Genomic DNA, 22,843 nt, shown 5'->3' with positions numbered 1-22,843 from the left:
GCCCTGTCATTCGCCAACGCCGTGTGGCGGAGTAAACTGATAGCGGTTTGCGCTGCCTTTTCGGAAGAATGAGGCATTTTCAGTCAGCGTGGGTGACGCCTGAAGTGAAGAGTGATTGCTGAGGGGCCGCGTTATCGCGTTCACGCCCGGTGCCGGTGTGAGGGCGCATCTACAGAAATGAGAAGGGGCATGTCATGATCGATTGCAGCATCAATTCTGTATCCGAAGCATTACCTGATACGGTCTTTCGGGCCGACTGGCTGAGGCGGGAGGAGGCGGGGGCGGCGCAGTCGGTTGGCGTGTCGCTCTATACGCTGATGCAAAGAGCAGGCTCCGCCGCATTTGCGTTGGCGCGCTTGCAGTACCCGTCGGCCCAGCACTGGCTGGTTCTTGCCGGACACGGCAACAACGGCGGCGATGGGTATGTAGTTGCAACCCTGGCGAAAGCCGCTGGCCTAAGCATTTCGGTGATAGCCTGTCCCGGAGAGCGTCCGCTGCCGTCCGAAGCCGAACAGGCCAGAGCGCAGTGGATCGCCGATGGCGGCACTGCGCTGACGCCGGAATCCGTCTGGCCTGATGATGTCGATCTCATTATCGACGGTCTGCTGGGCACCGGTCTTTCCGCCGCGCCGAGAGCCCCTTACGACCGATTGATCGAATCGGCCAATGCGCACGCGGCACCCACGGTAGCGTTGGATATTCCCTCAGGACTCAATGCCGAAACCGGCCATGCCGCAGGCGCGGTGATCGACGCCGCACATACGATCACGTTCATTACCCTGAAGCCCGGTCTGCTAACCGGTCAGGCCCGCGACCATGTTGGGCGGCTGCGCATCGACGATCTGGCGCTGTCAGCGTGGGTGAAGTCTCAGGACGCGCCTATCCAGCGTCTCACGCCGCGCCATCTTTCTCAGTGGCTTAAGCCGCGTCGGCCGGGAGCGCACAAAGGAGATAACGGCCGTCTGCTGATTGTCGGCGGCGACGCGGGCACAGGCGGTGCGATTTTCATGGCTGGTGAGTCGGCTCTGCGCGCGGGTGCTGGTTTAGTGCGAGTACTCACTCACCGTGAATACCTCGCTGCGCTGTTGGTGTCTCGTCCTGAACTGATGGTTCAGGAGCTCAATACGGCGACGTTGCGACAAGGACTGGAGTGGGCTGATGTGGTGGTGATCGGCCCTGGTCTGGGCCAGGGAGAATGGGGGAGAAATGCCCTTCGGATCGCAGAAAATTGTAACAAATCCATGTTATGGGATGCGGATGCGCTCAACCTGCTGGCAATCAGCCCGCATAAACGTCAGAATCGCATCCTGACGCCCCATCCCGGCGAGGCGGCACGGCTGCTGAACTGTCGCGTTGCCGATATTGAAAGTGACCGCTTACTTTCAGCGGAAAAGCTCGTGAAACGCTACGGCGGCGTCGTGGTACTGAAAGGTGCGGGAACGGTGATCGCCAATGAGCAAGGCGCGCTGGCTATCGCCGACGTCGGTAACCCGGGCATGGCCACGGGGGGGATGGGCGATGTGCTTTCCGGCATTATCGGTGCGCTGGCGGCGCAGAAACTTTCGTTGTATGACGCGGCCAGAGCCGGATGTGTGGTTCATGGCGCCGCCGCCGACTGGCTGGCGAAACAGCGTGGCCCCCGCGGCATGCTGGCGACGGATTTGATGCCTGTACTGGCGCAGTATGTAAACCCTGAGTGGATATCCTTAGAAAAGACAGAATGAAGACATTTTCTCTACCTCTGCCTGACGAAGCGGCAACTATTGCACTTGGTGCGACACTGGCTCAAGCCTGCGACCGCACCGTGATTATCTATCTTTATGGCGATTTGGGCGCGGGCAAGACCACGCTGAGCCGAGGGTTCTTACAGGCGCTCGGACACACAGGCAATGTCAAAAGTCCCACTTACACGCTGGTGGAGCCTTACATGCTATCGCCGCGTCCGGTTTACCATTTCGATCTGTACCGACTGGCGGACCCCGAAGAGCTCGAGTTCATGGGCATTCGCGACTATTTGTCAGAGGATGCCATCTGCCTGATCGAATGGCCTCAGCAGGGCGCGGGAATATTGCCTCCTGCTGATTTGGAATTGCGCCTGAGCTATCAGGATGCGGGCCGTCAGGCGGAGATTCAGGTGTTGTCGGACACAGGCGAACACATTGCGGCGCGTTGGATAGGTCAGTCGGAGTAGACGTGATGATCGTGCGGTTGATGAAGGCTTTATTTGGCGTTGTTCTCTTCCTGTCATGGCCGCTTTGGGCTGCGAATCTTTCAGATATTCAGGTCGATAACGCTTCCGGGCTGGCAAAGGTCACCCTCAGTTTCAGCGGGCAGCCGATCTATGCGTTTTTCCCGCTCAGCAATCCCGACCGGGTTGTGATCGACATCCGGCAAACCGGCGTGATCAAAGGGTTGCCGCTCGCCTTTAGCGGTAGCAACCTGATCGATCGCATTCGTACCAGCGAAGCGAAGGACGCGCAAAGCCTGCGTTTGGTCTTCGAACTGACGAAGCCTGCCAAAACGCGTGCGACGACGACGAAGCACGGCGATAACTACACCGTTGTTTTCACGGTGAGCGCCGAGCAGTCGCCGCGCGCAGCCGACCGAACCTCGCCAACGGAAGCCCGAGCGGCCTCGAAACCCGTTAAGCCTGCCGAGCCGCCGCAAAGTCCGTTCAATAATAAGCCGACGGTGGTGACCAGTAGCGCTTCAGCGACCCCGACGCGTGCGTCTGCGCGCCGTCCGACGTCGACTGGCGATGAAATTGTGGTCGCGATTGACGCTGGGCATGGCGGTCAGGATCCCGGAGCTATCGGCCCCGGCGGCCTGCAGGAAAAAAACGTGACTATCGGCATTGCGCGCAAGCTGCGCGAGCTGCTGAACAAAGACCCGGTATTCAAACCGGTGCTGACGCGGGACGGCGACTACTTTATTTCCGTGATGGGCCGTTCCGACGTGGCGCGTAAGCAGGGGGCCAACCTGCTGGTATCACTCCACGCGGACGCCGCCCCTAACCGCGGCGCGACGGGCGCATCGGTGTGGGTGCTGTCTAACCGCCGGGCCAACAGCGAAATGGCGACCTGGCTTGAACAGCATGAGAAGCAGTCTGAGCTGCTGGGCGGCGCGGGCGACCTGCTGGCGAATAACAACGCCGATCCTTATCTGAGTCAGGCGGTGCTGGATCTCCAGTTCGGGCACTCACAGCGTGTCGGCTATGATGTGGCGGTGAAGGTGTTACGTGAATTGCAGCGCGTCGGCAGCTTGCACAAAGTCCGCCCCGAACATGCCAGCCTCGGCGTGCTGCGCTCGCCGGATATTCCGTCGTTACTGGTCGAAACCGGGTTTATCTCCAATCCTGGCGAAGAACGTCTTTTAGGCAGCAGCGATTATCAGGAACGCGTCGCAAAAGCGATCTATCTGGGGTTGCGCGGCTATTTCGAAACGCATCCTTTGCAGAATGCGCCCAAACATGACAAACGGCCTGCCATTTTGCCAGTCTCCAAACCGGTGGTTTCCAACAGTACGACGCCTGCTGGCCCTGCTGCGCGGCATACCGTCGGAAAAGGCGAAACGTTGTCGGGGATTGCGTCGCGCTACGGCGTCAGTCCGTCGACGATACGCGACGCGAATCACCTGAAAAAAGACGTGGTGTGGGTCGGGCAACGGTTGAGGATACCGGGCGGCGCGGAATCGACTATCGCACAGACGAGAGCTGCCCCGGCGACACAGAGAGCCACGACGGCGAAGAAGGTGACGCATAAGGTAGTGCGCGGTGATAGTCTGAGTTCGATTGCGGACCATTACGATGTCAGCATGAAAGCAATCCAGCAGGCCAACAAGCTGCCATCGCAGACGGTACAACTCGGACAAACGCTGGTTATCCCCGCCACCTGAGGCCGACATTGCAGTCAACCAAGGAGATAAGATGCCGATTCTGGTTCTACCCCCCAACTGGCTAACCAAATCGCCGCTGGCGAGGTAGTGGAACGGCCCGCGTCCGTGGTTAAGGAGCTGGTGGAAAACAGCCTGGACGCCGGAGCGACGCGCATTGATATCGACATTGAACGCGGCGGTAGCCGGCTCATCCGTATCCGCGATAACGGCAGCGGGATCGGCAAAACGGATTTGACGTTGGCGCTGGCGCGTCATGCCACCAGTAAAATCGCGACGCTTGACGATCTGGAAGCCATCATGAGTCTGGGCTTTCGCGGCGAAGCGCTGGCCAGTATCAGCTCTGTTTCGCGCCTGACGCTGACGTCCCGCACGAGCGACCAAAACGAAGCCTGGCAGGCGTACGCCGAAGGACGGGATATGGCGGTCACGGTGAAACCGGCCGCGCATCCGGTCGGCACCACGCTGGAAGTCCTGGACTTGTTCTACAACACGCCCGCGCGCCGCAAATTCCTGCGTACTGAAAAAACCGAATTTATGCACATCGACGAGGTGGTTCGCCGTATCGCGCTGGCTCGCTTCGATGTGGCATTCAATCTTCACCACAATGGCAAGCTGGTGCGGCAATACCGGGCGGTGACCGATCCAACGCAGCATGAGCGGCGTCTGGGTAGCATCTGCGGCACGGCGTTTATTCAGCATGCGCTGGCCGTCTCCTGGGAACATGGCGATCTGAAGATCCGCGGCTGGGTGGCCGATCCCACTGGCTCTCAACAGTTGCCGGAACTACAGTATTGCTACGTAAACCAGCGGATGATGCGCGACCGGTTGATTAACCACGCCATCCGTCAGGCCTACCAGGATCAGTTGCGAAGCGATCAACAGCCTGCGTATGTCCTCTATCTGGAAGTCGATCCGCACCATGTGGATGTCAATGTGCATCCGGCCAAGCACGAGGTGAGATTTCATCAGGCGCGCCTGGTGCATGACTTCATCTATCAGGCGGTGATGACGGTGCTTCAACAGGCGGCGGCGCCCGCATTGGCGGTGACCCCTCCGGGCGAGACGCCAGCGCCGGTTTGGCAGCAGGAAAACCGTACCGCTGCGGGGGAGAACCACTTCGCGCGGCCTGCGCAACCCGAGCCGCCGAGAATTCAGACCTCCGGTGGCAAAGTTCAGGAGCGCCCGCCCGCCTCGTATCCTCATGGCGCGGGGTATCAGCGTAAGCAGGGGGATCTGTATCAAAAACTGTTACAGCCTGCCTCTGAGCGGTCGATACCTTCAGGCGATGAGGCGACGGCTTCGGCTGCCGCTTCCCACACCCACGTAGCGCGGACCACTCAGGGCGAACCGCCGTTAGCCAGTCGGTCGGAAGGCTTAGGACGTGTATTAAGCGTTTATCCGCCTTGCTATGCGCTAGTGGAATATCAGCAGGGATTAGCCCTGCTGTCTCTGCCGGTCGCTGAACGTTATGTCCGTCAGGCGCAGATGACGCCCGGCGAGGAGGGGTTACGGCCTCAGCCATTGCTGATCCCTCAGCGTCTCACGTTGGGAAGTCGAGAGCGCGCGGCGGTGACGGAGAATCAAAAACGGTTGGCGCATTTTGGTATCGATATCGTGGTTGAGCAGCAGCGCGTCACGCTGCGCGCGGTACCTTTACCATTAAGACAACAAAATTTACAAAACTTGATTTCTGACCTGTTAGGCTATCTCGCTGATTGCCCTCAGTCAGATTCTGATGAGGTGGCGGCGTGGATAGCGCGGCGGTTGTACAGCGAGCACGAGAACTGGACTCAGGCTCAAGCGGTACAACTGTTAGCGGATATTGAACGTCTCTGTCCCGAGCGGGTCAAAGTTCCGCCATCAGAGTTTCTTTATGTGATGGATATTGAGTCCGCCATCAAGGCTTTAAAGCATGACTGAACGTGAAACAACGCAGTACCCGCCGGCCATTTTCATTATGGGACCGACGGCTTCCGGAAAGACGGCGTTAGCCATGGCATTACGGAAATCCCTCCCGGTTGAGCTGATCAGCGTGGATTCCGCGCTGATCTATCGAGGAATGGATATCGGTACCGCCAAGCCTACCGCCGAAGAATTGTCGCAGGCACCGCACAGATTGATCGATATCCTCGACCCGGCTGACGCATACTCGGCTGCCGACTTCCGCCGCGATGCGCTGCAACAAATGGCGGAGATCACCGCCGCCGGTCGGATCCCTCTGTTAGTAGGGGGGACGATGTTGTACTTCAAGGCGCTGCTCGAGGGGCTTTCGCCCTTGCCGCCAGCGGATCCGGAAATACGGCGGGAAATTGAAGCGCGGGCGCAGCGGGAAGGCTGGGAAGCTTTGCATAATGAGCTGCGAGAGATAGATCCTATTGCTGCCACTCGGATTCATCCAAATGATCCGCAGAGACTGTCGCGGGCACTGGAAGTTTTCTCTGTTTCAGGTAACACTTTAACCGAACTGACAAAAACATCGGGTGAAGCGCTGCCTTACCGGGTGCACCAGTTCGCCATCGCTCCCGCGTCGCGCGAATTATTGCACGAGCGTATTGCACTACGGTTTCAACAGATGTTGCAGGCAGGTTTTGAGACGGAAGCACGCGCGCTGTTCGCTCGTGCCGATCTGCATCCAGGTTTGCCTTCCATCCGCTGCGTCGGTTACCGCCAGATGTGGTCCTACTTGTCCGGTGAAATAGATTACGACGAGATGGTTTATCGTGGGATCTGCGCTACCCGACAGTTAGCCAAACGGCAAATAACCTGGTTACGCGGGTGGGACAATGTGTGCTGGCTTGATAGCGATGAGCCGCAGGATGCGTTGGGTAAGGTCATGCAGGTTGTTAGTGCATAGGTTGGACGATTGTGTACAATTGGCTGATTCTCGGCACAAATTTTTATACCGCTATTTTAGAGCCACAGGGTTCTTTGTTACAAACAACAAGCAAATAAGGAAAATATAGAATGGCTAAGGGGCAATCTTTGCAAGATCCGTTCTTGAATGCTTTGCGTCGTGAACGTGTTCCAGTTTCTATTTATCTGGTAAATGGCATCAAGTTGCAGGGCCAGATTGAGTCTTTTGATCAGTTTGTGATTTTGCTGAAAAACACGGTTAGCCAGATGGTGTATAAGCACGCGATTTCTACGGTGGTTCCGTCTCGCCCGGTGTCTCATCACAGCAATAATCCTGGCGCGAATAACTATCATGGTAATAACACGACGAGTCAGCAGTCGCAGCCTCAGGAAAGCGATGACGCTGAATAAGGGCTATTACCGATTTACCTCAGCGGGGAAAGGGCATCACGTCGTTTCCCCGTTTGTGGCTGCATTTGTTTGTTTGAGAGGTTGTTCGGTTGTTTGACCGTTATGAAGCCGGTGAACGGGCCATACTAGTTCATATTCACTTTTCCCAAGAGAAAGATACTGAAGATCTGCTGGAGTTCGAATCTCTGGTGTCTTCTGCCGGAATCGAATCGCTACAGGTGATCACCGGTAGTCGCAAAGCGCCTCATCCCAAGTATTTTGTCGGCGAGGGTAAAGCAGAAGAGATCGCCAAGGCGGTTAAAGAAACCGACGCTTTCGTCGTGTTGTTCAATCACGCTTTATCACCCGCACAGGAGCGCAATCTCGAGCGTCTGTGCGAATGCCGGGTCATTGACCGGACCGGATTGATTCTTGATATTTTCGCCCAGCGCGCCCGCACCCATGAAGGGAAACTGCAGGTCGAGCTGGCGCAGCTGCGCCATCTGGCTACGCGTCTGGTGCGCGGCTGGACTCACCTTGAACGCCAAAAGGGCGGGATAGGGCTGCGAGGTCCCGGTGAAACACAGCTTGAAACCGACCGTCGTCTGCTGCGTAACCGCATTAGTCTGATTTTGTCGCGCCTTGTTCGCGTGGAAAAACAGCGTGAGCAGGGAAGACGCGCCCGTACGCGCGCGGATGTGCCTACGGTATCGCTGGTGGGGTATACCAACGCGGGTAAATCCACTTTGTTTAATCAAATGACAGCCGCGGATGTGTACGCTGCCGATCAGCTTTTCGCCACGCTGGATCCCACGCTTCGTCGGATCGACGTGGCTGATGTGGGCGATACTGTTCTGGCGGACACCGTCGGGTTTATTCGCGAACTGCCTCACGATCTGGTCGCGGCGTTTAAAGCCACGTTGCAGGAAACCCGTCAGGCGTCGCTATTGCTTCACATCGTTGATGCGGCCGATCCCCGCATGGACGAAAATATTGATGCGGTTAACGAGGTGCTGACGGAAATCGAAGCCGATGAAATTCCGACGCTGCTCGTCATGAATAAAATCGATGCGCTGGACAATTTTGCCCCGCGCATCGATCGCAATGCAGAGCACCAACCGGTCAGAGTCTGGCTGTCGGCGCAAACCGGCGAAGGAATACCTCTGCTGTTCCAGGCATTGACCGAACGGTTGTCGGGGAGATCGCGCAGTTCTCCCTGCAGTTGCCTCCGCAGGAGGGGCGCTTACGCAGCCGTTTTTACCAGCTTCAGGCAATAGAAAAAGAATGGATAGAAGAAGATGGCAGCGTTGGTCTGGTAATCAGAATGCCTATCGTCGACTGGCGTCGTCTCTGTAAGCAGGAGCAGCAATTAGAAGATTATATCGTTGAAGTATAGTCTGATGAACTCTGGGACATTGACCCCGAAGAACACCTATCATAATGAATGGAGCTAAAACATGGCGTGGAATCAGCCCGGTAATAACGGACAGGACCGCGACCCGTGGGGGAGCAGCAATAAAAATAGCGGCAACTCTGGCGGAAATAACAAAGGTGGCCGAGATCAGGGACCACCGGATCTTGACGACATCTTCCGCAAACTGAGCAAAAAGCTCGGTGAGCTGGGCGGTGGAAAAAACTCAGGTTCCGGCGGCAGCGGTTTCGGCTCCGGCGGACGTATTTTGGGCGTAGTAGTGGTGGTCGCGGCTGTGATCTGGGCGGCGAGCGGTTTTTATACCATCAAAGAGGCCGAGCGCGGCGTTGTGACCCGTTTCGGCAAGTTCAGCCATCTGGTCAGCCCTGGCCTGAACTGGAAACCCACGTTTATTGATGACGTCAGAGCGGTCAACGTCGAATCCGTGCGCGAACTGGCGACGTCTGGTGTGATGCTGACATCAGATGAGAACGTGATCCGCGTTGAAATGAACGTTCAGTATCGCGTGACACAACCGGAACAGTATCTGTTTAGCGTGACCAATGCGGACGACAGTCTGCGTCAGGCGACTGACAGTGCGCTGCGCGGCGTCATCGGCAAATACACGATGGACAAGATTCTGACCGAAGGTCGTACCATCGTACGTACCGACACCCAACGCGTACTGGAAGAAACCGTTCGTCCGTACAACATGGGTATCACGTTGCTGGACGTCAACTTCCAGGCAGCCCGTCCGCCGGAAGAAGTGAAAGCCGCCTTCGACGATGCCATTGCCGCGCGTGAGAACGAACAGCAGTACATCCGAGAAGCCGAAGCCTATGCCAATGAAGTTCAGCCGCGTGCGAACGGTCAGGCTCAGCGTATTCTGGAAGAGGCTCGCGCGTACAAAACGCGTACCGTCCTGGAAGCGCAAGGTGAAGTGGCTCGTTTTGCTCGCGTGTTGCCGGAGTATAAGGCAGCGCCGGAAATCACTCGTGAACGTCTCTACATTGAAACCATGGAACGCGTGTTGAGCAGCACCCGCAAAGTGCTGGTGAACGACAAGGGCGGCAACCTGATGGTGCTGCCGTTGGAACAGATGCTGCGTGGTCAGAACACCACGGGCGGCAACGCGACCAACACGGTTGCGCCGCTGCGTAACTCCTCGACCTCGTCTAATAACGGTTCGAGCAGCACCTACAATTCTTCGCGCAGCAGCATCAACGGTAACATCATGGATCAGCGCCGGGCCAACGCCCAGCGGGATGAGATCACACGAGTAGGGAGAGAATAATCAATGCGTAAGTCAGTACTATTTATTCTGATCCTGGTGCTTCTGGTGATCTACGCGTCACTGTTCGTTGTACAGGAAGGTCAGCGCGGGATCGTCATGCGCTTCGGCAAAGTCCTGCGCGATAATGAGAACAAACCGCTCATCTATGCGCCGGGTCTGCACGTTAAGATCCCGGTCCTTGAGTCGGTGAAGACGCTGGATGCCCGTATTCAGACGATGGAAAACCAGGCCGATCGCTTCATCACCAAAGAGCAGAAAGACCTGATTGTCGACTCTTACATCAAATGGCGTATCAGCGATTTCAGCCGTTACTATCTGGCGACCGGCGGTGGCGACATCTCCCAAGCCGAAGTGCTGCTGAAACGTAAATTCAACGACCGTCTGCGTTCTGAAATCGGGCGTCAGGATGTAAAAGGCATCGTGACGGACTCGCGTGGTCAACTGATGATGGACGTGCGTGATGCGTTGAATACCGGCACCGGCGAGACCACCGAAGCCGATAACGCCATCGCCTCCGCCGCCGCGCGTGTTGAACAGGAAACCACCGGCAAATTGCCAGAGGTGAATCCGAACAGCATGGCTGCGTTAGGGATCCAAGTGATCGACGTGCGTATAAAACAGATCAACCTGCCGACGGAAGTGTCGGATGCGATCTACCAACGTATGCGCGCCGAACGTGAAGCCGTTGCCCGTCGTCATCGTTCACAGGGACAGGAACAGGCTGAGAAGCTGAAAGCCACTGCGGATTACGAAGTGACCCGTACATTGGCGGAAGCCGAGCGCGAAGGCCGTATGACGCGCGGTGAAGGCGATGCCGAGTCTGCGAAACTGTTTGCTAACGCGTTCAGTCAGGACCCGGATTTCTATGCCTTTATCCGTAGTCTGCGCGCCTACGAAAACAGCTTCAGCAGCGGTAATCAGGACGTTCTGGTGTTAAGCCCGGACAGCGACTTCTTCCGCTACATGAAGTCACCTGAGAAGACGGTGCCGGCGCGCTAATTTTCGTTCCGCTCGTTGGCGAATACGACGCCCGCGTTATGTGTTGTCTGCGGCAGGTTACCTGCCGCACGTTCAGCGCCCGACGCGGGCTTTTTTATGTCTGGAGTTCTTTATGAGTGTCTCTGTCTGGCTGGCCTTGGGGTTGGTGCTGATTTTTGAAGGGCTGGGGCCGCTGTTGTTTCCCCGCATTTGGCGTCGGATGATCCTCGGTCTTGCACAATTACCCGATACGGTTTTACGTCGTTTTGGCGGCGGAATAGTGGTCGCGGGGCTGGTGATCTACTACATGTTGCGTAGCCGCATGGATGGCTAAAATTGACGACAAATTTCTGCGCAAACGTGTGCTAAAAAGTACTGAAAGCATACAAATGAGATGTTAGAATCCTTTTTTAAGCAACACTGGTGATTGTGAGATGGGTAAGAACGTTGTCGTACTGGGCACCCAATGGGGTGACGAAGGTAAAGGCAAGGTCGTCGACCTGCTGACTGAACGCGCTAAATATGTGGTGCGCTATCAAGGTGGTCACAATGCTGGCCATACTCTGGTTATTAACGGTGAAAAAACCGTCCTCCATTTGATTCCTTCAGGCATTCTCCGCGAAAACGTGGTTAGCATCATCGGTAACGGTGTGGTGCTGGCGCCTGATGCCTTCATGAAAGAAATGACGGAACTTGAAGCGCGCGGCGTGCCAGTACGTGAGCGTTTGCTGCTGTCTGAAGCATGCCCGTTGATTCTGCCGTATCACGTTGCTCTGGATAACGCTCGCGAAAAAGCGCGCGGCGCCAAAGCTATCGGTACGACCGGCCGCGGCATCGGTCCTGCCTACGAAGACAAAGTAGCCCGTCGTGGTCTGCGCGTCGGCGACCTGTTTGATAAAGAAAGCTTCGCCGTCAAACTGAAAGAAATTATCGATTACCACAATTTCCAGCTGGTGCATTACTACAAAGTCGATCCCGTTGACTACCAGAAGACGCTGGACGACGTGCTGGCGATGGCCGACATCCTGACTTCTCTGGTCGTAGACGTTTCCGATCTGCTGGATAAAGCCCGCCGACGTGGCGATTTGGTGATGTTTGAAGGGGCGCAGGGGACTCTGCTGGATATCGATCACGGCACCTACCCGTATGTTACCTCTTCCAATACCACCGCAGGTGGCGTGGCGACCGGCTCAGGCTTGGGTCCGCGCTACGTTGACTACGTCCTCGGCATCGTTAAGGCATACTCTACCCGTGTGGGCGCAGGCCCGTTCCCGACCGAACTGTTTGATGACATTGGTGATTTCCTGTGTGAGAAAGGCAACGAATTCGGTGCGACCACCGGTCGTCGTCGTCGCACCGGCTGGCTGGATGCGGTCGCCGTGCGTCGCGCGGTGCAGATCAACTCCCTGTCCGGTTTCTGCATGACCAAACTGGACGTGCTGGACGGTCTGAAAGAAGTGAAGATCTGCGTAGGCTACCGCCTGCCGGATGGTCGTGAAGTTGACGTGACGCCGTTGGCGGCCGAAGACTGGGAAGGCATTGAGCCGATTTACGAATCGCTGCCGGGCTGGACCGAGTCTACCTTCGGCGTGAAAGATCGTGCGGGCCTGCCTAAGGCGGCGCTGGACTATATCCAACGTGTAGAAGAAGTGACCGGCGTGCCGGTAGACATCATCTCCACGGGTCCGGATCGCGAAGAGACGATCGTGTTGCGTGACCCGTTCGACGCCTGATGTAACTGGTGTTCAGAACGACGAAAGGACGGGATATTCCCGTCCTTTTTCTTTTGTGCTGACCGGAAGACCATTCACTCAAAGCGAGAAAAGGGTCGACCGGTCAGGCCATCAGCTTTTTGCCTGTTCCTGTTTCTGGAACGTTTCCAGCAGTTTTTCATGAATATTGCCGAAGCCGCCGTTGCTCATGACCAGCACGTGATCGCCGGGCTGCGCGATTTTAGCGACCATATCAACCAGCGTATCAATATCCGCACTCCAGTGCGTTGGCTGCACACAAGCCTCCGCCACTTCTGCGACCTGCCAAGAGATATGCTGTGGCTGGAACAGGAAAACTTCATCTGCGCGTCCCAGCGAGGGAGCTAACTCGGTTTTGCAATGTCCCAGCTTCATGGTATTGGAGCGGGGCTCCAGGACGGCCAGGATTCTGGCCGTGCCGCCGACTTTGCTGCGCAGAGCCGCCAGCGTAGCCAGGATCGCCGTCGGATGATGCGCGAAGTCATCATAAACGGTGATACCGTTCGCCGTACCGCGCTGTTCAAGGCGGCGACGCGCATTGATGAAGCCGCCCAGCGCGCGGCAGGCTTCCGCAGGCGGAACGCCGACATGGCGAGCGGCGGCGATCGCCATCAGGCCGTTATGCATGTTGTGTTCACCAACCAGGCCCCACTCGACTTCACCGACCAATTCATCGTTCAGATAAACCTGAAAAATGCTGGAGTCCGGTACGCTCTTTTTCGCTTTCCAGATGCCGTCGTCACCGACCAGCTCCTGTTCGCTCCAGCATCCCATCGCCATCACTTGCTTGAGCGGTTGATCGTTGCTGAGAACGAGGATCCGCCCAGTGCCCGGCACCAGTCGCACCAGGTGGTGGAACTGTTTTTGGATCGCTTTCAGATCGTCAAAGATATCGGCATGATCGAATTCGAGGTTATTCAGAATCAGGGTCCGGGGGCAGTAATGAACGAACTTGGAGCGTTTGTCGAAGAAGGCGCAGTCATATTCGTCGGCTTCCACGACGAAGAACGGGCTATCGCCCAATCTCGCCGAGACGTCGAAGTTGCCGGGAACGCCGCCGATGACAAAGCCGGGATTGTAGCCGCAGGCTTCCAATATCCAGGTCACCATTCCCGCGGTCGTGGTCTTGCCGTGCGTTCCCGCGACGGCGATGACCCAGCGTTCACGCAGCACGTAGTCGTGCAGCCATTGCGGCCCGGAGGCATAAGGCATATTACGCTCAAGGACGGCTTCGACGCAGGGGTTGCCGCGGGACATCGCGTTACCGATAATCACCAGGTCTGGCTGAGGCTCCAGCTGCGAAGGGTCGTATCCTTCAATCAGGGTGATCCCTTGTTCTTCCAGTAGTGTGCTCATGGGGGGATAGACGTTGGCATCAGAGCCAGTCACCTGATGTCCCAGCGAGCGGGCCAGCAGCGCGAGCCCTCCCATGAAGGTGCCGCAGATACCTAATATATGAATGCGCATACGTTTCCCAACAGTCTACAAAAGTCTGGCGTTATTCTAACGCTATGGATAGTTCTCAAGAAATGGATTTGACTATGTGCTCGCTTTCTCTTTGGGCTACACTGCAAACGCAAACGTTGGCGGTACATAATTAGACCGCTTTTCATCTGCTGACTATGGAATAGTGTTATGAAAACGTTAGGCGAATTTATCGTCGAAAAACAGCACGATTTCTCACATGCCACGGGTGAACTCACCGCGTTGCTGTCTGCAATCAAGCTGGGAGCGAAAATCATTCACCGCGACATCAACAAAGCGGGTCTGGTGGATATTTTAGGTACCAGCGGAGTTTCCAATGTGCAGGGCGAAGTACAGATGAAGTTGGATCTGTACGCCAATGAAAAGTTGAAGGCGGCGCTCAAAGCGCGTGGTGAAGTCGCCGGTATTGCTTCCGAAGAAGAAGACGAAATTGTTATCTTCGAGGGGAGCGGTCCGAAAATGCAAAGTATGTGGTGTTGATGGATCCGCTGGACGGCTCCTCCAACATTGATGTAAACGTTTCAGTCGGCACCATTTTTTCTATCTACCGACGCATTACTCCGCTGGGATCTCCGGTAACCGAAGCCGATTTCCTGCAGCCCGGCAGCAAGCAGGTCGCCGCTGGCTACATTGTTTACGGCTCTTCGACCATGTTGGTCTATTCCACCGGTCACGGGGTTCATGCCTTTACCTACGATCCTTCCCTGGGCGTTTTTTGCCTGTCGCATGAAAGAGTTCGCTTCCCCGAAACGGGAAATACCTACTCCATCAACGAAGGTAACTACATCAAGTTCCCGCAGGGCGTGAAAAAGTACATCAAGTACTGTCAGGAGCAGGACGAGGCCACGATGCGGCCATATACGTCGCGCTACATCGGTTCTTTGGTGGCGGACTTCCATCGCAACTTGCTGAAAGGGGGGATTTATCTCTACCCGAGTACGGCCAGTTATCCGCAGGGCAAGCTGCGTCTGCTGTACGAATGCAACCCGATGGCGCTGCTGGCGGAGCAGGCGGGCGGCAAAGCCAGCGACGGACACCGTCGTATTCTGGATATTCAGCCGCAGAGACTGCATGAACGCGCGCCGTTCTTTGTCGGCACGGAGTCGATGGTGAATGACGTTGAGCGCTTCCTGCGCGAATACCCCGACGATTAACCAGTGACGTCTTCAGATACATAAAAATGTGGCGCGCTCTTTCGACCGCGCCACATTTATTTTGAGCGATATCTCCCGACCTGGCGTTATCTCGTCGCCAGCGCCGACGGCAGGATAACGCTAGTGTTGCTCGAACCAGCTTTCAAGAATGACGACTGCCGAGGCGGAGTCGACGCTGCCTTTATCCAAAGCCCGAAAACCGCCCTGAGCGAACAGGCCGGAGCGTGCCTCTACCGTGCTGAGACGTTCGTCATGCAGCTCAACCGCCACGCCAAAGCGGCCGTGGAGACGCTGGGAGAACTTCCTCGCCCGCGCCGTCAGCGGTTGTTCTGTGCCGTCCATATTCAGCGGCAGGCCGACGATCACCAGCTCGGGCTGCCATTCCCGTAATAACTTTTCGACCTTCTGCCAGTCCGGCGTGCCGTCCTGCGCTTTAAATGCCTGAAGCGGGCGGGCGGTGCGAGTCAGATCCTGACCGATAGCGACGCCGATGCTACGGGTGCCGAAGTCGAATGCCATGATGGTGCGGTGACTCATCAGGCGTGTCCCGCATCGCTGGCGATCATGTGGATATCCACGCCGAGTTTTTTCGCGGCGACGCGCCAACGGTCCGCAATCGGCGTATGGAACAGGATGTCCTGATCGGCTTTAACGGTCAGCCAGGCGTTGTCCAAAAGCTCGCTCTCAAGCTGCCCGCCTTCCCAGGCCGTATAGCCGAGCGCGACCAGCGTGTTGTTGGGCTGGTCGACCGTGCCCATTGTCTCCAGCACGTCCTTGGACGTCGTAATCATGGTATCGGGCGAGACGGAAATGCTGGAGGCGAAGCCCGCCTGCGGGGTGTGCAGAATGAAGCCACGGTCATCCGCTAGCGGACCGCCGGAAAAGACCGGTTTATCCAGCCGGATATCGGATTTTGACTCTGGCGGCGTGATTTTCAGTTTCTTCAGAATATCGTCGACGGTGAACTGTTCCATCGGTTTATTGATGATCAGCCCCATCGCACCGTCTTCGCCGTGTTCGCAGATATATACCACGGACCGTTTAAATACCGGATCCTGCAGCGCAGGCATCGCGATAAGAAAGTGATGCTGTAAATTCATGGTCTGTTCTTATCGTTTTTCTGTCGTTATTTCGGTTCGCCGCCAGCCGACGAACCCGGCAGATGTGCATGGTCGACCGGGGATCGCTTCCAGGCCGTCGAAGAGTGATTAGCGCGCGGACAGCCGCCGTTCGATGGCGTCCATCAACATGCCGGTGATGGAGACATCAGGGAACGCAGCTTCAATTTCACGTACGCAGGTCGGGCTGGTGACGTTAATCTCGGTCAGACGGTCGCCGATGATATCCAGACCGACGAAAATCAGTCCTTTCTCTTTCAAAATCGGGGCGATAGTCCGGGCGATCCGCCAGTCGCTCTCGCTCAGCGGACGCGCTTCTCCTCGGCCGCCGGCGGCTAGATTACCGCGTGTTTCTCCGCCTTGCGGGATGCGGGCCAGGCAGTAAGGAACCGGTTCTCCATCCACCACGAGCACGCGTTTGTCGCCGTCTTTGATGGCGGGCAGATAATTCTGCGCCATGCAGTAGCGGCTGCCGTGTTCGGTGAGCGTTTCGATGATGACCGACACGTTGGCGTCATCCTGTTTCAGACGGAAGATGGAAGCGCCGCCCATGCCGTCCAGCGGCTTGAGGATCACGTCTTTATGCTGCTGGTGGAACTCGCGCAGCTTGTCGGCGCGGCGAGTGACCAGCGTCGCCGGCGTCAGTTCGGAGAACCAGGCGGTGAACAGCTTTTCATTGCAGTCGCGCAGACTTTGCGGTTTGTTGACGATCAACGTGCCTTTTTCTTCCGCGCGCTCAAGGATATAGGTGGCGTAGATGAACTCGGTATCGAACGGCGGATCTTTTCGCATCAGCACCACGTCCAGCTCATGCAGGGCGATATCCTGCGCATCGCCGAACTGATACCAGCCGTCGTAGTTGTGCTCGACGCTCAGTTGACGCGTGGTGGCGCGCGCTTCGCCCGCGTTCAGATAGAGATCGTCCATCTCCATATAATGCAGCTCCCAGCCCCGACGCTGCGCTTCCAACAGCATGGCGAAACTGGTGTCTTTTTTGATGTTGATGGCTGCAATCGGGTCCATCACGATGCCGAGTTTGATCATTCTCTTACTCCTTTACCCCAGATCGCCGAATCGAACCTGCAATGCGGTGATTGCGGTGAGCGCTGTGGTTTCTGTACGCAGAACGCGAGGCCCCAGCAGAATATCGGTAAAGCCGTGTTCTGCCGTCATCGCAATTTCATCGGACGAAAGGCCGCCTTCCGGGCCAATCAGTAGACGGACGCGCTGCACCGGCGTGGGCAGCGTATTGATGCTGTGTGTCGCCCGCGGATGCAGGTTTAGTTTTAACCCATTGTCCGGCTCTGCGCACCAGCTTTCCAGCGACAGGGGAGGACGAATGAGCGGAATACGGTTTCTACCGCACTGTTCGCAGGCGCCAATGGCGATTTTTTGCCATTGAGACAGCTTCTTCTCCAGACGGTCTCCGTCCAGCTTGACGCCGCAACGTTCTGAAAACAGTGGGGTAATTTCATTCACGCCCAGCTCAATGGATTTCTGGATAGTGAATTCCATTTTCTCTCCGCGGGAAATCACCTGCCCAAGATGCAGGTGCAGCGGAGACTCGCGGTCTTCCTGCTGTGCGGCGGCGTAGCGTACCTGTACTCGTTTTTTGTCGGCCAGAAGAATTTCCGCATCGAAAATGCAGTTGCTGCCGTCAAATAACTGTAGCGCCTGACCGCGGTTCATGCGCAGTACGCGGCCGATATGGTTAGCGGCATCTGCGCTCAGGTCGGTTTCGCCGCCGTTGGGAGATAGCGTTTCGGGATGGAAAATGCGCGGTATTCGCATTGATGTTCTGGCCTTTACGTCATGTCTGTCGGAATGGGCGGGTCGCCCGGGTGGAGCCCACCACCGTCCACGGACGGTGGTGTTTAGGACTTAAGCTATAGTAGGTAGCCGGATCACTGCTGGCAAGCTTGTTGCACGTAGGGGTTGTGATTGCCTTGTACCTGGGCGATGCGATTGTCGCGGGTGCATTCCCACTGCGTCACGGGATATTGCCGGTTCCAGGTTTCAAACAGCTGGGTCTGCTGGCGGGAGAGCGTCAGATGATAGCGGTCGCGCATGTAAAAATAGGTCCGGGCAATCGGGCCGCGTGCGCGTTCGGGGGCTCAGCCATCTTGTTTTTGAAGTCGATTTTCATCTCGCACTGACCGTACTGCTTCTCGCCGCCGTTCCATTGGTTATACATCAGATTGCCGCGGTCGCCGTTGACCTCGCCGATAGCCGGTTCCAGGTTATGCAGATCGGTTTCCATTTCGCGGTAGACCTCATCCCGCTCGCAGTTCTTGCGTCCGCCGTTCTGCCAGCACTGGCGCTGGTGACCGAACTGCCATGCCGGAACGACGTGTTCCCATTCGATACGGCTGGCGCGATTGGCGTTCTTGCGGACTTCATAACCACAGGACTGCAGGTCGGGGATACCTTTTTTACCCTGCCAGGTAATGCGGCAGCCGCAATAGAAGCTGCCCGGCGCGTCTTGGTTGATTTTCACCGCAGCGGCTTTTGCCTGAGTGAAACTATGGATTTCCTGGCTGAGCGCAGAAAAAGTCATCAGGCCGCAGCCCACGGTAGCAATAACAAGAATTTTGCGAAGCATGTTCCAAAGCGCCTTAGGCAGAAAAGCGAGCAGAGTACCGGAAGCGCTCCGGTGAGGCAACGCCGCGCCCGGTCGGAAAAAACTGGAATCTGCGATCAACTCGCTTCTTTTTCATCGCGTCTGAGGGGGGTTCCGCAGCGGCGGCAGCGGTACTCGGTTTCACCGCGAAGAATGCGGTTATGGCGCCTCACCGTCAGTTCGTGTTGCTGACAGGCGCACTGATAAAGGAAGGTTTTTCCTCGCACTGATGCCACGGCAAAGGTGTGCGTACGCCGAGCCGGCACCGCCAGAATGTGCTCCATCATCCATCGCCAGGCTTTACCGTGCGGGGTTGCTTTACCAAAGCGCGCGTAAACCAACAGATGCGCCAACTCATGGGGCACGACTTCATCAATAAAGGCCTGCTGATTTTCCTGCAATAGCACGGGGTTGATGCGAATTTCCCACTCCTGCAGCCAGGCGCTGCCGGCGGTGGCGCCGCGCTGAGTGTAGGTGACGGCGGGTTCGGGATAGTCGCTGTCGAGAGCGGTATTGGCCAGCGCCAGCTTTTCCCGCAGGCAGCGCATCACCGCCTGTTGGAGTGCGATAGGGACGCGTTCAGTCTTCATGGCGTCAAGCATACGGTGACCGGGGCACGGTTGTAAACGTGCCCCGGCGTAGGGGGGTTATTCGCCGATATTACGCAGGCGCTTACCGGACATCAGGTTATGTTCGATGTGCTCTAGCGAAACATTTTTGGTTTCCGGAATCAGCAGCAGCGTCAGCACGATGAACAGGACGTTGAGGCCGCCGTAGACCCAGAAGGTGTTTGCGTTGCCCAAGGTGTTCAACAAGGTCAGGAAGGTGGCTCCAACGATCATGTTGGCGATCCAGTTCGTGGTTGTTGAGACCGTGATGCCGAAATCACGGCCGCGTAGCGGCTGGATCTCGGAGCACAGAACCCAGATTAACGGACCGGCGCTCATGGCGAATCCGACAATAAACATCAGCAGCATGATGATGGCGGCATACTGCATGGCGCTGGAGGCAATGCCGATGTGCAGCATCGTTCCGAGTACGCCCATACCGCAGGCCATGACCACGAAGCCCAGAATCAGCGTCGGCTTGCGTCCCCAGCGGTCGACCAGACCGATGGCGATGAAGGTGGCCAACACGTTGACGGCCCCGACGATCACCGTTCCCCACATCTGCTGTCCGGTACTGGTGAAGCCAGCGATGTCGAAGATCTTCGGCGCGTAGTACATGATCACGTTCATGCCGGTGAACTGTTGCATCACCTGCAGCAGAATGCCGAGGTAAACCGCGCGGCGGAAATTGGGATTACTGGTGAACAGCGCCCAGCCGCTCTGCTTGATTTGCAGGCTTTCTCGGATCTCATCCAGCTCCTTTTTCGCCTGTTCGGTCGAGTCGCGCAGCCTGTCCAGGACACGTCTGGCGTCGTTAAAGCGTCCTTTGGCCGCCAGCCAGCGCGGGCTGCCCGGTAGGAAGAACACCCCGATAAACAGCAGCACCGCGGGGAGGGTGATCACCCCCAACATCCAGCGCCAGGAGCCGGTATAGCTGAACGCCGTGTCGGACAGATAAGCGCCGAGAATACCAATGGTAATCATCAGCTGATACATGGAGATCATGCTGCCGCGAATTTTCTCGGGCGCGATCTCGGACAGATACAGCGGTGCTGTATAAGACGCCACGCCGACGGCGAGACCGAGGATGACGCGGGAGATGATCAATACATCAACGTTAGGCGCTAATGCCGAGCTTAGCGATCCGATGACGAACAGAACGGACGCTATCATCAGGCTGGTTTTTCTGCCCAGATGAGACGAAAGCCAGCCGCTGCCGATAGCGCCGATAGCCGCGCCGAACATCATTGAGCTGACAACCCACTCCTGCTGATGACTTGTCATTTGAAACGTTTGCGTGATAAACGGCAGCGCGCCGGCGATCACCCCGATATCCAGACCGAACAGCAGCCCTGCCAGCGCGGCAAGAAAGCAGACCAAAAACGTCATGGTTTTATTGGATGCTCTGTTGTTATTTTTAGCCCCAACCATAGAACCTCACTTGTTAATCCTGACCCCTGGTATGTCGTAGCATAGGCCGCCACGGCATCGTGTTGTGTGATCCGTCCCCGATAGGTGTAAACGGTTACAATTTTGTTGCCAAACCTTTATATTGGCTGGCTATCTATATATGACAAAACGGTATTCAGGCAATCCGAAAAGCGTAAGGGGATAAGTTGTAATCGATTACAAAAAAGACGAGAAGAACGAGGTAAATTGCATCAGCGAGGTTTATCAAGGTGTTACGTGAAGGCCAATGTAGCCAGAATGAGGCGAGAGGTCAGTGCGGAAGTGTCTGAAAAGCGCGGAGTATGAAGAACACCAAAGCCAGACGAGCTGGCTTTGGTGGAAATGCGGAGATTACAGGCCAGCGGCGTCGCGCAGTTTAGGCGCGACGTCGGTTTTCTCCCACGGGAAATGCTCGCGACCAAAGTGGCCGTACGCAGCGGTTTCCTGATAGATCGGGTGCAGCAGATCCAGCATCTGGATCAGGCCGTACGGACGCAGATCGAAGTATTCGCGCACCAGTTCAGCCAGTCGATCGGAGGAGATCTTCTCGGTGCCGAAGGTTTCAACGGCGATAGACGTCGGCTCAGCCACGCCAATGGCGTAGGACACCTGAATTTCACAACGATCGGCCAGGCCTGCGGCCACGATGTTCTTCGCCACATAACGCGCGGCATAAGCGGCAGAACGGTCAACTTTAGACGGATCTTTACCGGAGAACGCGCCGCCGCCGTGACGCGCTGCGCCGCCGTAGGTATCGACGATGATCTTACGACCAGTCAGACCGCAGTCGCCCATTGGGCCGCCGATAACGAAACGGCCGGTCGGGTTGATGAAGTATTTGGTTCCTGCGGTCAGCCACTCGGCCGGCAGCACAGGTTTGATGATCTCTTCCATCACCGCTTCCTGAAGATCCTTCAGTTTGATGTCTTCAGAGTGCTGAGTGGACAGAACTACGGCATCGATACCAGCGATTTTGCCGTTATCGTAAGCGAAGGTGACCTGGCTTTTCGCGTCCGGACGCAGCCACGGCAGCGCGCCGTTTTTACGGACTTCGGACTGGCGTTGTACCAGACGGTGGGCGAAGGTGATCGGCGCGGGCATCAGCACGTCGGTTTCGTTGGTCGCGTAACCAAACATTAGGCCCTGGTCGCCCGCGCCTTGCTCCAGCGGATCGGTGCGGTCAACGCCCTGGTTGATGTCCGGAGACTGTTTGCCGATGGCGCTCAGCACTGCGCAGGAGTTGGCGTCGAATCCCATATCGGAATTCACGTAGCCAATGTCGCGAACCGTGCGACGCGTAATCTCTTCAATATCTACCCAGGCGCTGGTCGTAATTTCTCCACCGACTAACACCATTCCGGTTTTGACGTAAGTTTCGCAAGCGACGCGTGCTTTGGGATCCTGTTCCAGAATCGCATCAAGAACCGCGTCAGAGATCTGGTCGGCAATTTTGTCAGGATGTCCTTCGGAAACAGACTCGGATGTAAATAGGTGTCTAGCCATGAGTTTCTTTACCTTGTAAAAGCAAAGCCGTTAAGCAGTGAATCGGTTAATCGGTATAGACGGATTAACATCTGGATGGCTATTTTAGGTCGGTTTTTAGTCCCATTGCCAGCAGTTTTTGCCCGCCGATCCGGATCCCGTGGGGTGGTCTCTCGCGTGGTTTGTCGCAACTCCGTGGATTGTTACGAATTTCATTTTGATTTTCGACGGTGGGATCGGTATAACCGGCGCTCGGTTTTGATACCCGTGATATGCTTACTTTTTGCCGTTTCCGTTAATGGCCAGACTGCATAGCCTGCGGCCTGCTGGGAGGTGATAGGATTAATGACCCGTTG

At 56.6% G+C, this 22,843-nt stretch carries 17 protein-coding genes and 4 pseudogenes; 12 read left to right on the top strand and 9 right to left on the bottom strand.

Features of this window, described 5'->3' with window-relative positions:
- The first annotated feature begins 194 nt into the window (after nucleotides 1–194).
- From nnr to CKQ53_RS03030, 11 genes and pseudogenes are all read left to right on the top strand, one after another.
- Nucleotides 195–1,724: a bifunctional ADP-dependent NAD(P)H-hydrate dehydratase/NAD(P)H-hydrate epimerase gene (gene nnr, locus CKQ53_RS03080; RefSeq protein ID WP_118894643.1), complete on the top strand. Its 1,530-nt coding sequence runs from the start codon at nucleotides 195–197 to the stop codon at nucleotides 1,722–1,724.
- Nucleotides 1,721–2,191 (top strand): tRNA (adenosine(37)-N6)-threonylcarbamoyltransferase complex ATPase subunit type 1 TsaE, encoded by a 471-nt coding sequence (gene tsaE, locus CKQ53_RS03075; RefSeq protein ID WP_094118058.1) that lies wholly within the window; start codon nucleotides 1,721–1,723, stop codon nucleotides 2,189–2,191. The genes nnr and tsaE overlap by 4 nt, the downstream gene beginning before the upstream one ends.
- A gap of 5 nt (nucleotides 2,192–2,196) precedes the next feature.
- The gene (amiB, locus tag CKQ53_RS03070; RefSeq protein WP_085651253.1) at nucleotides 2,197–3,894 is read left to right on the top strand and encodes an N-acetylmuramoyl-L-alanine amidase AmiB; all 1,698 of its coding nucleotides are present in this window, start codon (nucleotides 2,197–2,199) and stop codon (nucleotides 3,892–3,894) included.
- Nucleotides 3,895–3,925: 31 nt separating this feature from the next.
- A pseudogene (mutL, locus tag CKQ53_RS03065) lies at nucleotides 3,926–5,814 on the top strand (DNA mismatch repair endonuclease MutL).
- The gene (miaA, locus tag CKQ53_RS03060) at nucleotides 5,807–6,748 is read left to right on the top strand and encodes a tRNA (adenosine(37)-N6)-dimethylallyltransferase MiaA (RefSeq protein WP_094118059.1); all 942 of its coding nucleotides are present in this window, start codon (nucleotides 5,807–5,809) and stop codon (nucleotides 6,746–6,748) included. The pseudogene mutL and the gene miaA overlap by 8 nt, the downstream one beginning before the upstream one ends.
- Before the next feature lie 110 nt (nucleotides 6,749–6,858).
- Nucleotides 6,859–7,158, top strand: a complete 300-nt coding sequence (gene hfq, locus CKQ53_RS03055) for an RNA chaperone Hfq (RefSeq protein ID WP_085651256.1) — start codon at nucleotides 6,859–6,861, stop codon at nucleotides 7,156–7,158.
- Nucleotides 7,159–7,247: 89 nt separating this feature from the next.
- Nucleotides 7,248–8,533: pseudogene (gene hflX, locus CKQ53_RS03050) on the top strand (ribosome rescue GTPase HflX).
- Between the two features lie 61 nt (nucleotides 8,534–8,594).
- The gene (hflK, locus tag CKQ53_RS03045) at nucleotides 8,595–9,842 is read left to right on the top strand and encodes an FtsH protease activity modulator HflK (RefSeq protein ID WP_085651258.1); all 1,248 of its coding nucleotides are present in this window, start codon (nucleotides 8,595–8,597) and stop codon (nucleotides 9,840–9,842) included.
- A 3-nt stretch (nucleotides 9,843–9,845) separates the two neighbouring features.
- Entirely contained in the window at nucleotides 9,846–10,841 is a 996-nt protein-coding gene (gene hflC / locus CKQ53_RS03040) for a protease modulator HflC (protein ID WP_085651259.1), read from the top strand.
- Nucleotides 10,842–10,953: 112 nt separating this feature from the next.
- Nucleotides 10,954–11,154: a DUF2065 domain-containing protein gene (locus tag CKQ53_RS03035; protein ID WP_085651260.1), complete on the top strand. Its 201-nt coding sequence runs from the start codon at nucleotides 10,954–10,956 to the stop codon at nucleotides 11,152–11,154.
- 100 nt (nucleotides 11,155–11,254) lie between these two features.
- Entirely contained in the window at nucleotides 11,255–12,553 is a 1,299-nt protein-coding gene (locus tag CKQ53_RS03030) for an adenylosuccinate synthase (protein ID WP_118894639.1), read from the top strand.
- 111 nt (nucleotides 12,554–12,664) lie between these two features.
- On the opposite strand, the gene mpl is transcribed toward CKQ53_RS03030, so the two are convergent.
- Nucleotides 12,665–14,038: a UDP-N-acetylmuramate:L-alanyl-gamma-D-glutamyl-meso-diaminopimelate ligase gene (mpl, locus tag CKQ53_RS03025; protein WP_094118060.1), complete on the bottom strand. Its 1,374-nt coding sequence runs from the start codon at nucleotides 14,036–14,038 to the stop codon at nucleotides 12,665–12,667.
- Between the two features lie 168 nt (nucleotides 14,039–14,206).
- On the opposite strand from mpl, the pseudogene fbp reads away from it, so the two are divergent.
- Nucleotides 14,207–15,210 (top strand): annotated as a pseudogene (gene fbp / locus CKQ53_RS03020) (class 1 fructose-bisphosphatase).
- Between the two features lie 120 nt (nucleotides 15,211–15,330).
- Here fbp and ruvX read toward each other — a convergent pair.
- From ruvX to metK, 8 genes and pseudogenes are all read right to left on the bottom strand, one after another.
- The gene (ruvX, locus tag CKQ53_RS03015; RefSeq protein ID WP_085651263.1) at nucleotides 15,331–15,747 is read right to left on the bottom strand and encodes a Holliday junction resolvase RuvX; all 417 of its coding nucleotides are present in this window, start codon (nucleotides 15,745–15,747) and stop codon (nucleotides 15,331–15,333) included.
- Nucleotides 15,747–16,310, bottom strand: coding sequence for a YqgE/AlgH family protein (locus CKQ53_RS03010; protein ID WP_085651264.1), 564 nt, complete (start codon nucleotides 16,308–16,310; stop codon nucleotides 15,747–15,749). The genes ruvX and CKQ53_RS03010 overlap by 1 nt, the downstream gene beginning before the upstream one ends.
- 108 nt (nucleotides 16,311–16,418) lie before the next feature.
- Entirely contained in the window at nucleotides 16,419–17,372 is a 954-nt protein-coding gene (gene gshB, locus CKQ53_RS03005; protein WP_085651265.1) for a glutathione synthase, read from the bottom strand.
- A gap of 12 nt (nucleotides 17,373–17,384) precedes the next feature.
- The gene (gene rsmE, locus CKQ53_RS03000; RefSeq protein WP_085651266.1) at nucleotides 17,385–18,119 is read right to left on the bottom strand and encodes a 16S rRNA (uracil(1498)-N(3))-methyltransferase; all 735 of its coding nucleotides are present in this window, start codon (nucleotides 18,117–18,119) and stop codon (nucleotides 17,385–17,387) included.
- 113 nt (nucleotides 18,120–18,232) lie between these two features.
- Nucleotides 18,233–18,885, bottom strand: a pseudogene (endA, locus tag CKQ53_RS02995) (deoxyribonuclease I).
- 140 nt (nucleotides 18,886–19,025) lie between these two features.
- Nucleotides 19,026–19,538, bottom strand: coding sequence for a SprT family zinc-dependent metalloprotease (locus CKQ53_RS02990; protein ID WP_094118114.1), 513 nt, complete (start codon nucleotides 19,536–19,538; stop codon nucleotides 19,026–19,028).
- 57 nt (nucleotides 19,539–19,595) lie between these two features.
- Nucleotides 19,596–20,987 carry a sugar porter family MFS transporter gene (locus CKQ53_RS02985; RefSeq protein WP_118894637.1) on the bottom strand — a complete coding sequence of 464 codons (1,392 nt, stop codon included), beginning with the start codon at nucleotides 20,985–20,987 and terminating at the stop codon, nucleotides 19,596–19,598.
- A gap of 369 nt (nucleotides 20,988–21,356) precedes the next feature.
- Nucleotides 21,357–22,508, bottom strand: a complete 1,152-nt coding sequence (gene metK, locus CKQ53_RS02980) for a methionine adenosyltransferase (RefSeq protein WP_085651268.1) — start codon at nucleotides 22,506–22,508, stop codon at nucleotides 21,357–21,359.
- Nucleotides 22,509–22,843 lie beyond the last annotated feature (335 nt).

The sequence above is a fragment of the Lonsdalea britannica genome (assembly GCF_003515985.1).
GTDB lineage: Bacteria > Pseudomonadota > Gammaproteobacteria > Enterobacterales > Enterobacteriaceae > Lonsdalea > Lonsdalea britannica.
This window is presented reverse-complemented; position numbering and strand designations above follow the sequence as displayed.

What these genes read in the sequence shown, in the direction of transcription:
- rsmE (WP_085651266.1), bottom strand. Translation starts at nt 18,119, where the DNA reads ATGCGAATACCGCGCATTTTCCATCCCGAAACGCTATCTCCCAACGGC.
- CKQ53_RS03010 (WP_085651264.1), bottom strand. Translation starts at nt 16,310, where the DNA reads ATGAATTTACAGCATCACTTTCTTATCGCGATGCCTGCGCTGCAGGAT.
- hflK (WP_085651258.1), top strand. Translation starts at nt 8,595, where the DNA reads ATGGCGTGGAATCAGCCCGGTAATAACGGACAGGACCGCGACCCGTGG.
- CKQ53_RS02990 (WP_094118114.1), bottom strand. Translation starts at nt 19,538, where the DNA reads ATGAAGACTGAACGCGTCCCTATCGCACTCCAACAGGCGGTGATGCGC.
- hfq (WP_085651256.1), top strand. Translation starts at nt 6,859, where the DNA reads ATGGCTAAGGGGCAATCTTTGCAAGATCCGTTCTTGAATGCTTTGCGT.
- amiB (WP_085651253.1), top strand. Translation starts at nt 2,197, where the DNA reads ATGATCGTGCGGTTGATGAAGGCTTTATTTGGCGTTGTTCTCTTCCTG.
- ruvX (WP_085651263.1), bottom strand. Translation starts at nt 15,747, where the DNA reads ATGAGTCACCGCACCATCATGGCATTCGACTTCGGCACCCGTAGCATC.
- nnr (WP_118894643.1), top strand. Translation starts at nt 195, where the DNA reads ATGATCGATTGCAGCATCAATTCTGTATCCGAAGCATTACCTGATACG.
- tsaE (WP_094118058.1), top strand. Translation starts at nt 1,721, where the DNA reads ATGAAGACATTTTCTCTACCTCTGCCTGACGAAGCGGCAACTATTGCA.
- CKQ53_RS03030 (WP_118894639.1), top strand. Translation starts at nt 11,255, where the DNA reads ATGGGTAAGAACGTTGTCGTACTGGGCACCCAATGGGGTGACGAAGGT.
- metK (WP_085651268.1), bottom strand. Translation starts at nt 22,508, where the DNA reads ATGGCTAGACACCTATTTACATCCGAGTCTGTTTCCGAAGGACATCCT.
- hflC (WP_085651259.1), top strand. Translation starts at nt 9,846, where the DNA reads ATGCGTAAGTCAGTACTATTTATTCTGATCCTGGTGCTTCTGGTGATC.
- CKQ53_RS02985 (WP_118894637.1), bottom strand. Translation starts at nt 20,987, where the DNA reads ATGGTTGGGGCTAAAAATAACAACAGAGCATCCAATAAAACCATGACG.
- mpl (WP_094118060.1), bottom strand. Translation starts at nt 14,038, where the DNA reads ATGCGCATTCATATATTAGGTATCTGCGGCACCTTCATGGGAGGGCTC.
- gshB (WP_085651265.1), bottom strand. Translation starts at nt 17,372, where the DNA reads ATGATCAAACTCGGCATCGTGATGGACCCGATTGCAGCCATCAACATC.
- CKQ53_RS03035 (WP_085651260.1), top strand. Translation starts at nt 10,954, where the DNA reads ATGAGTGTCTCTGTCTGGCTGGCCTTGGGGTTGGTGCTGATTTTTGAA.
- miaA (WP_094118059.1), top strand. Translation starts at nt 5,807, where the DNA reads ATGACTGAACGTGAAACAACGCAGTACCCGCCGGCCATTTTCATTATG.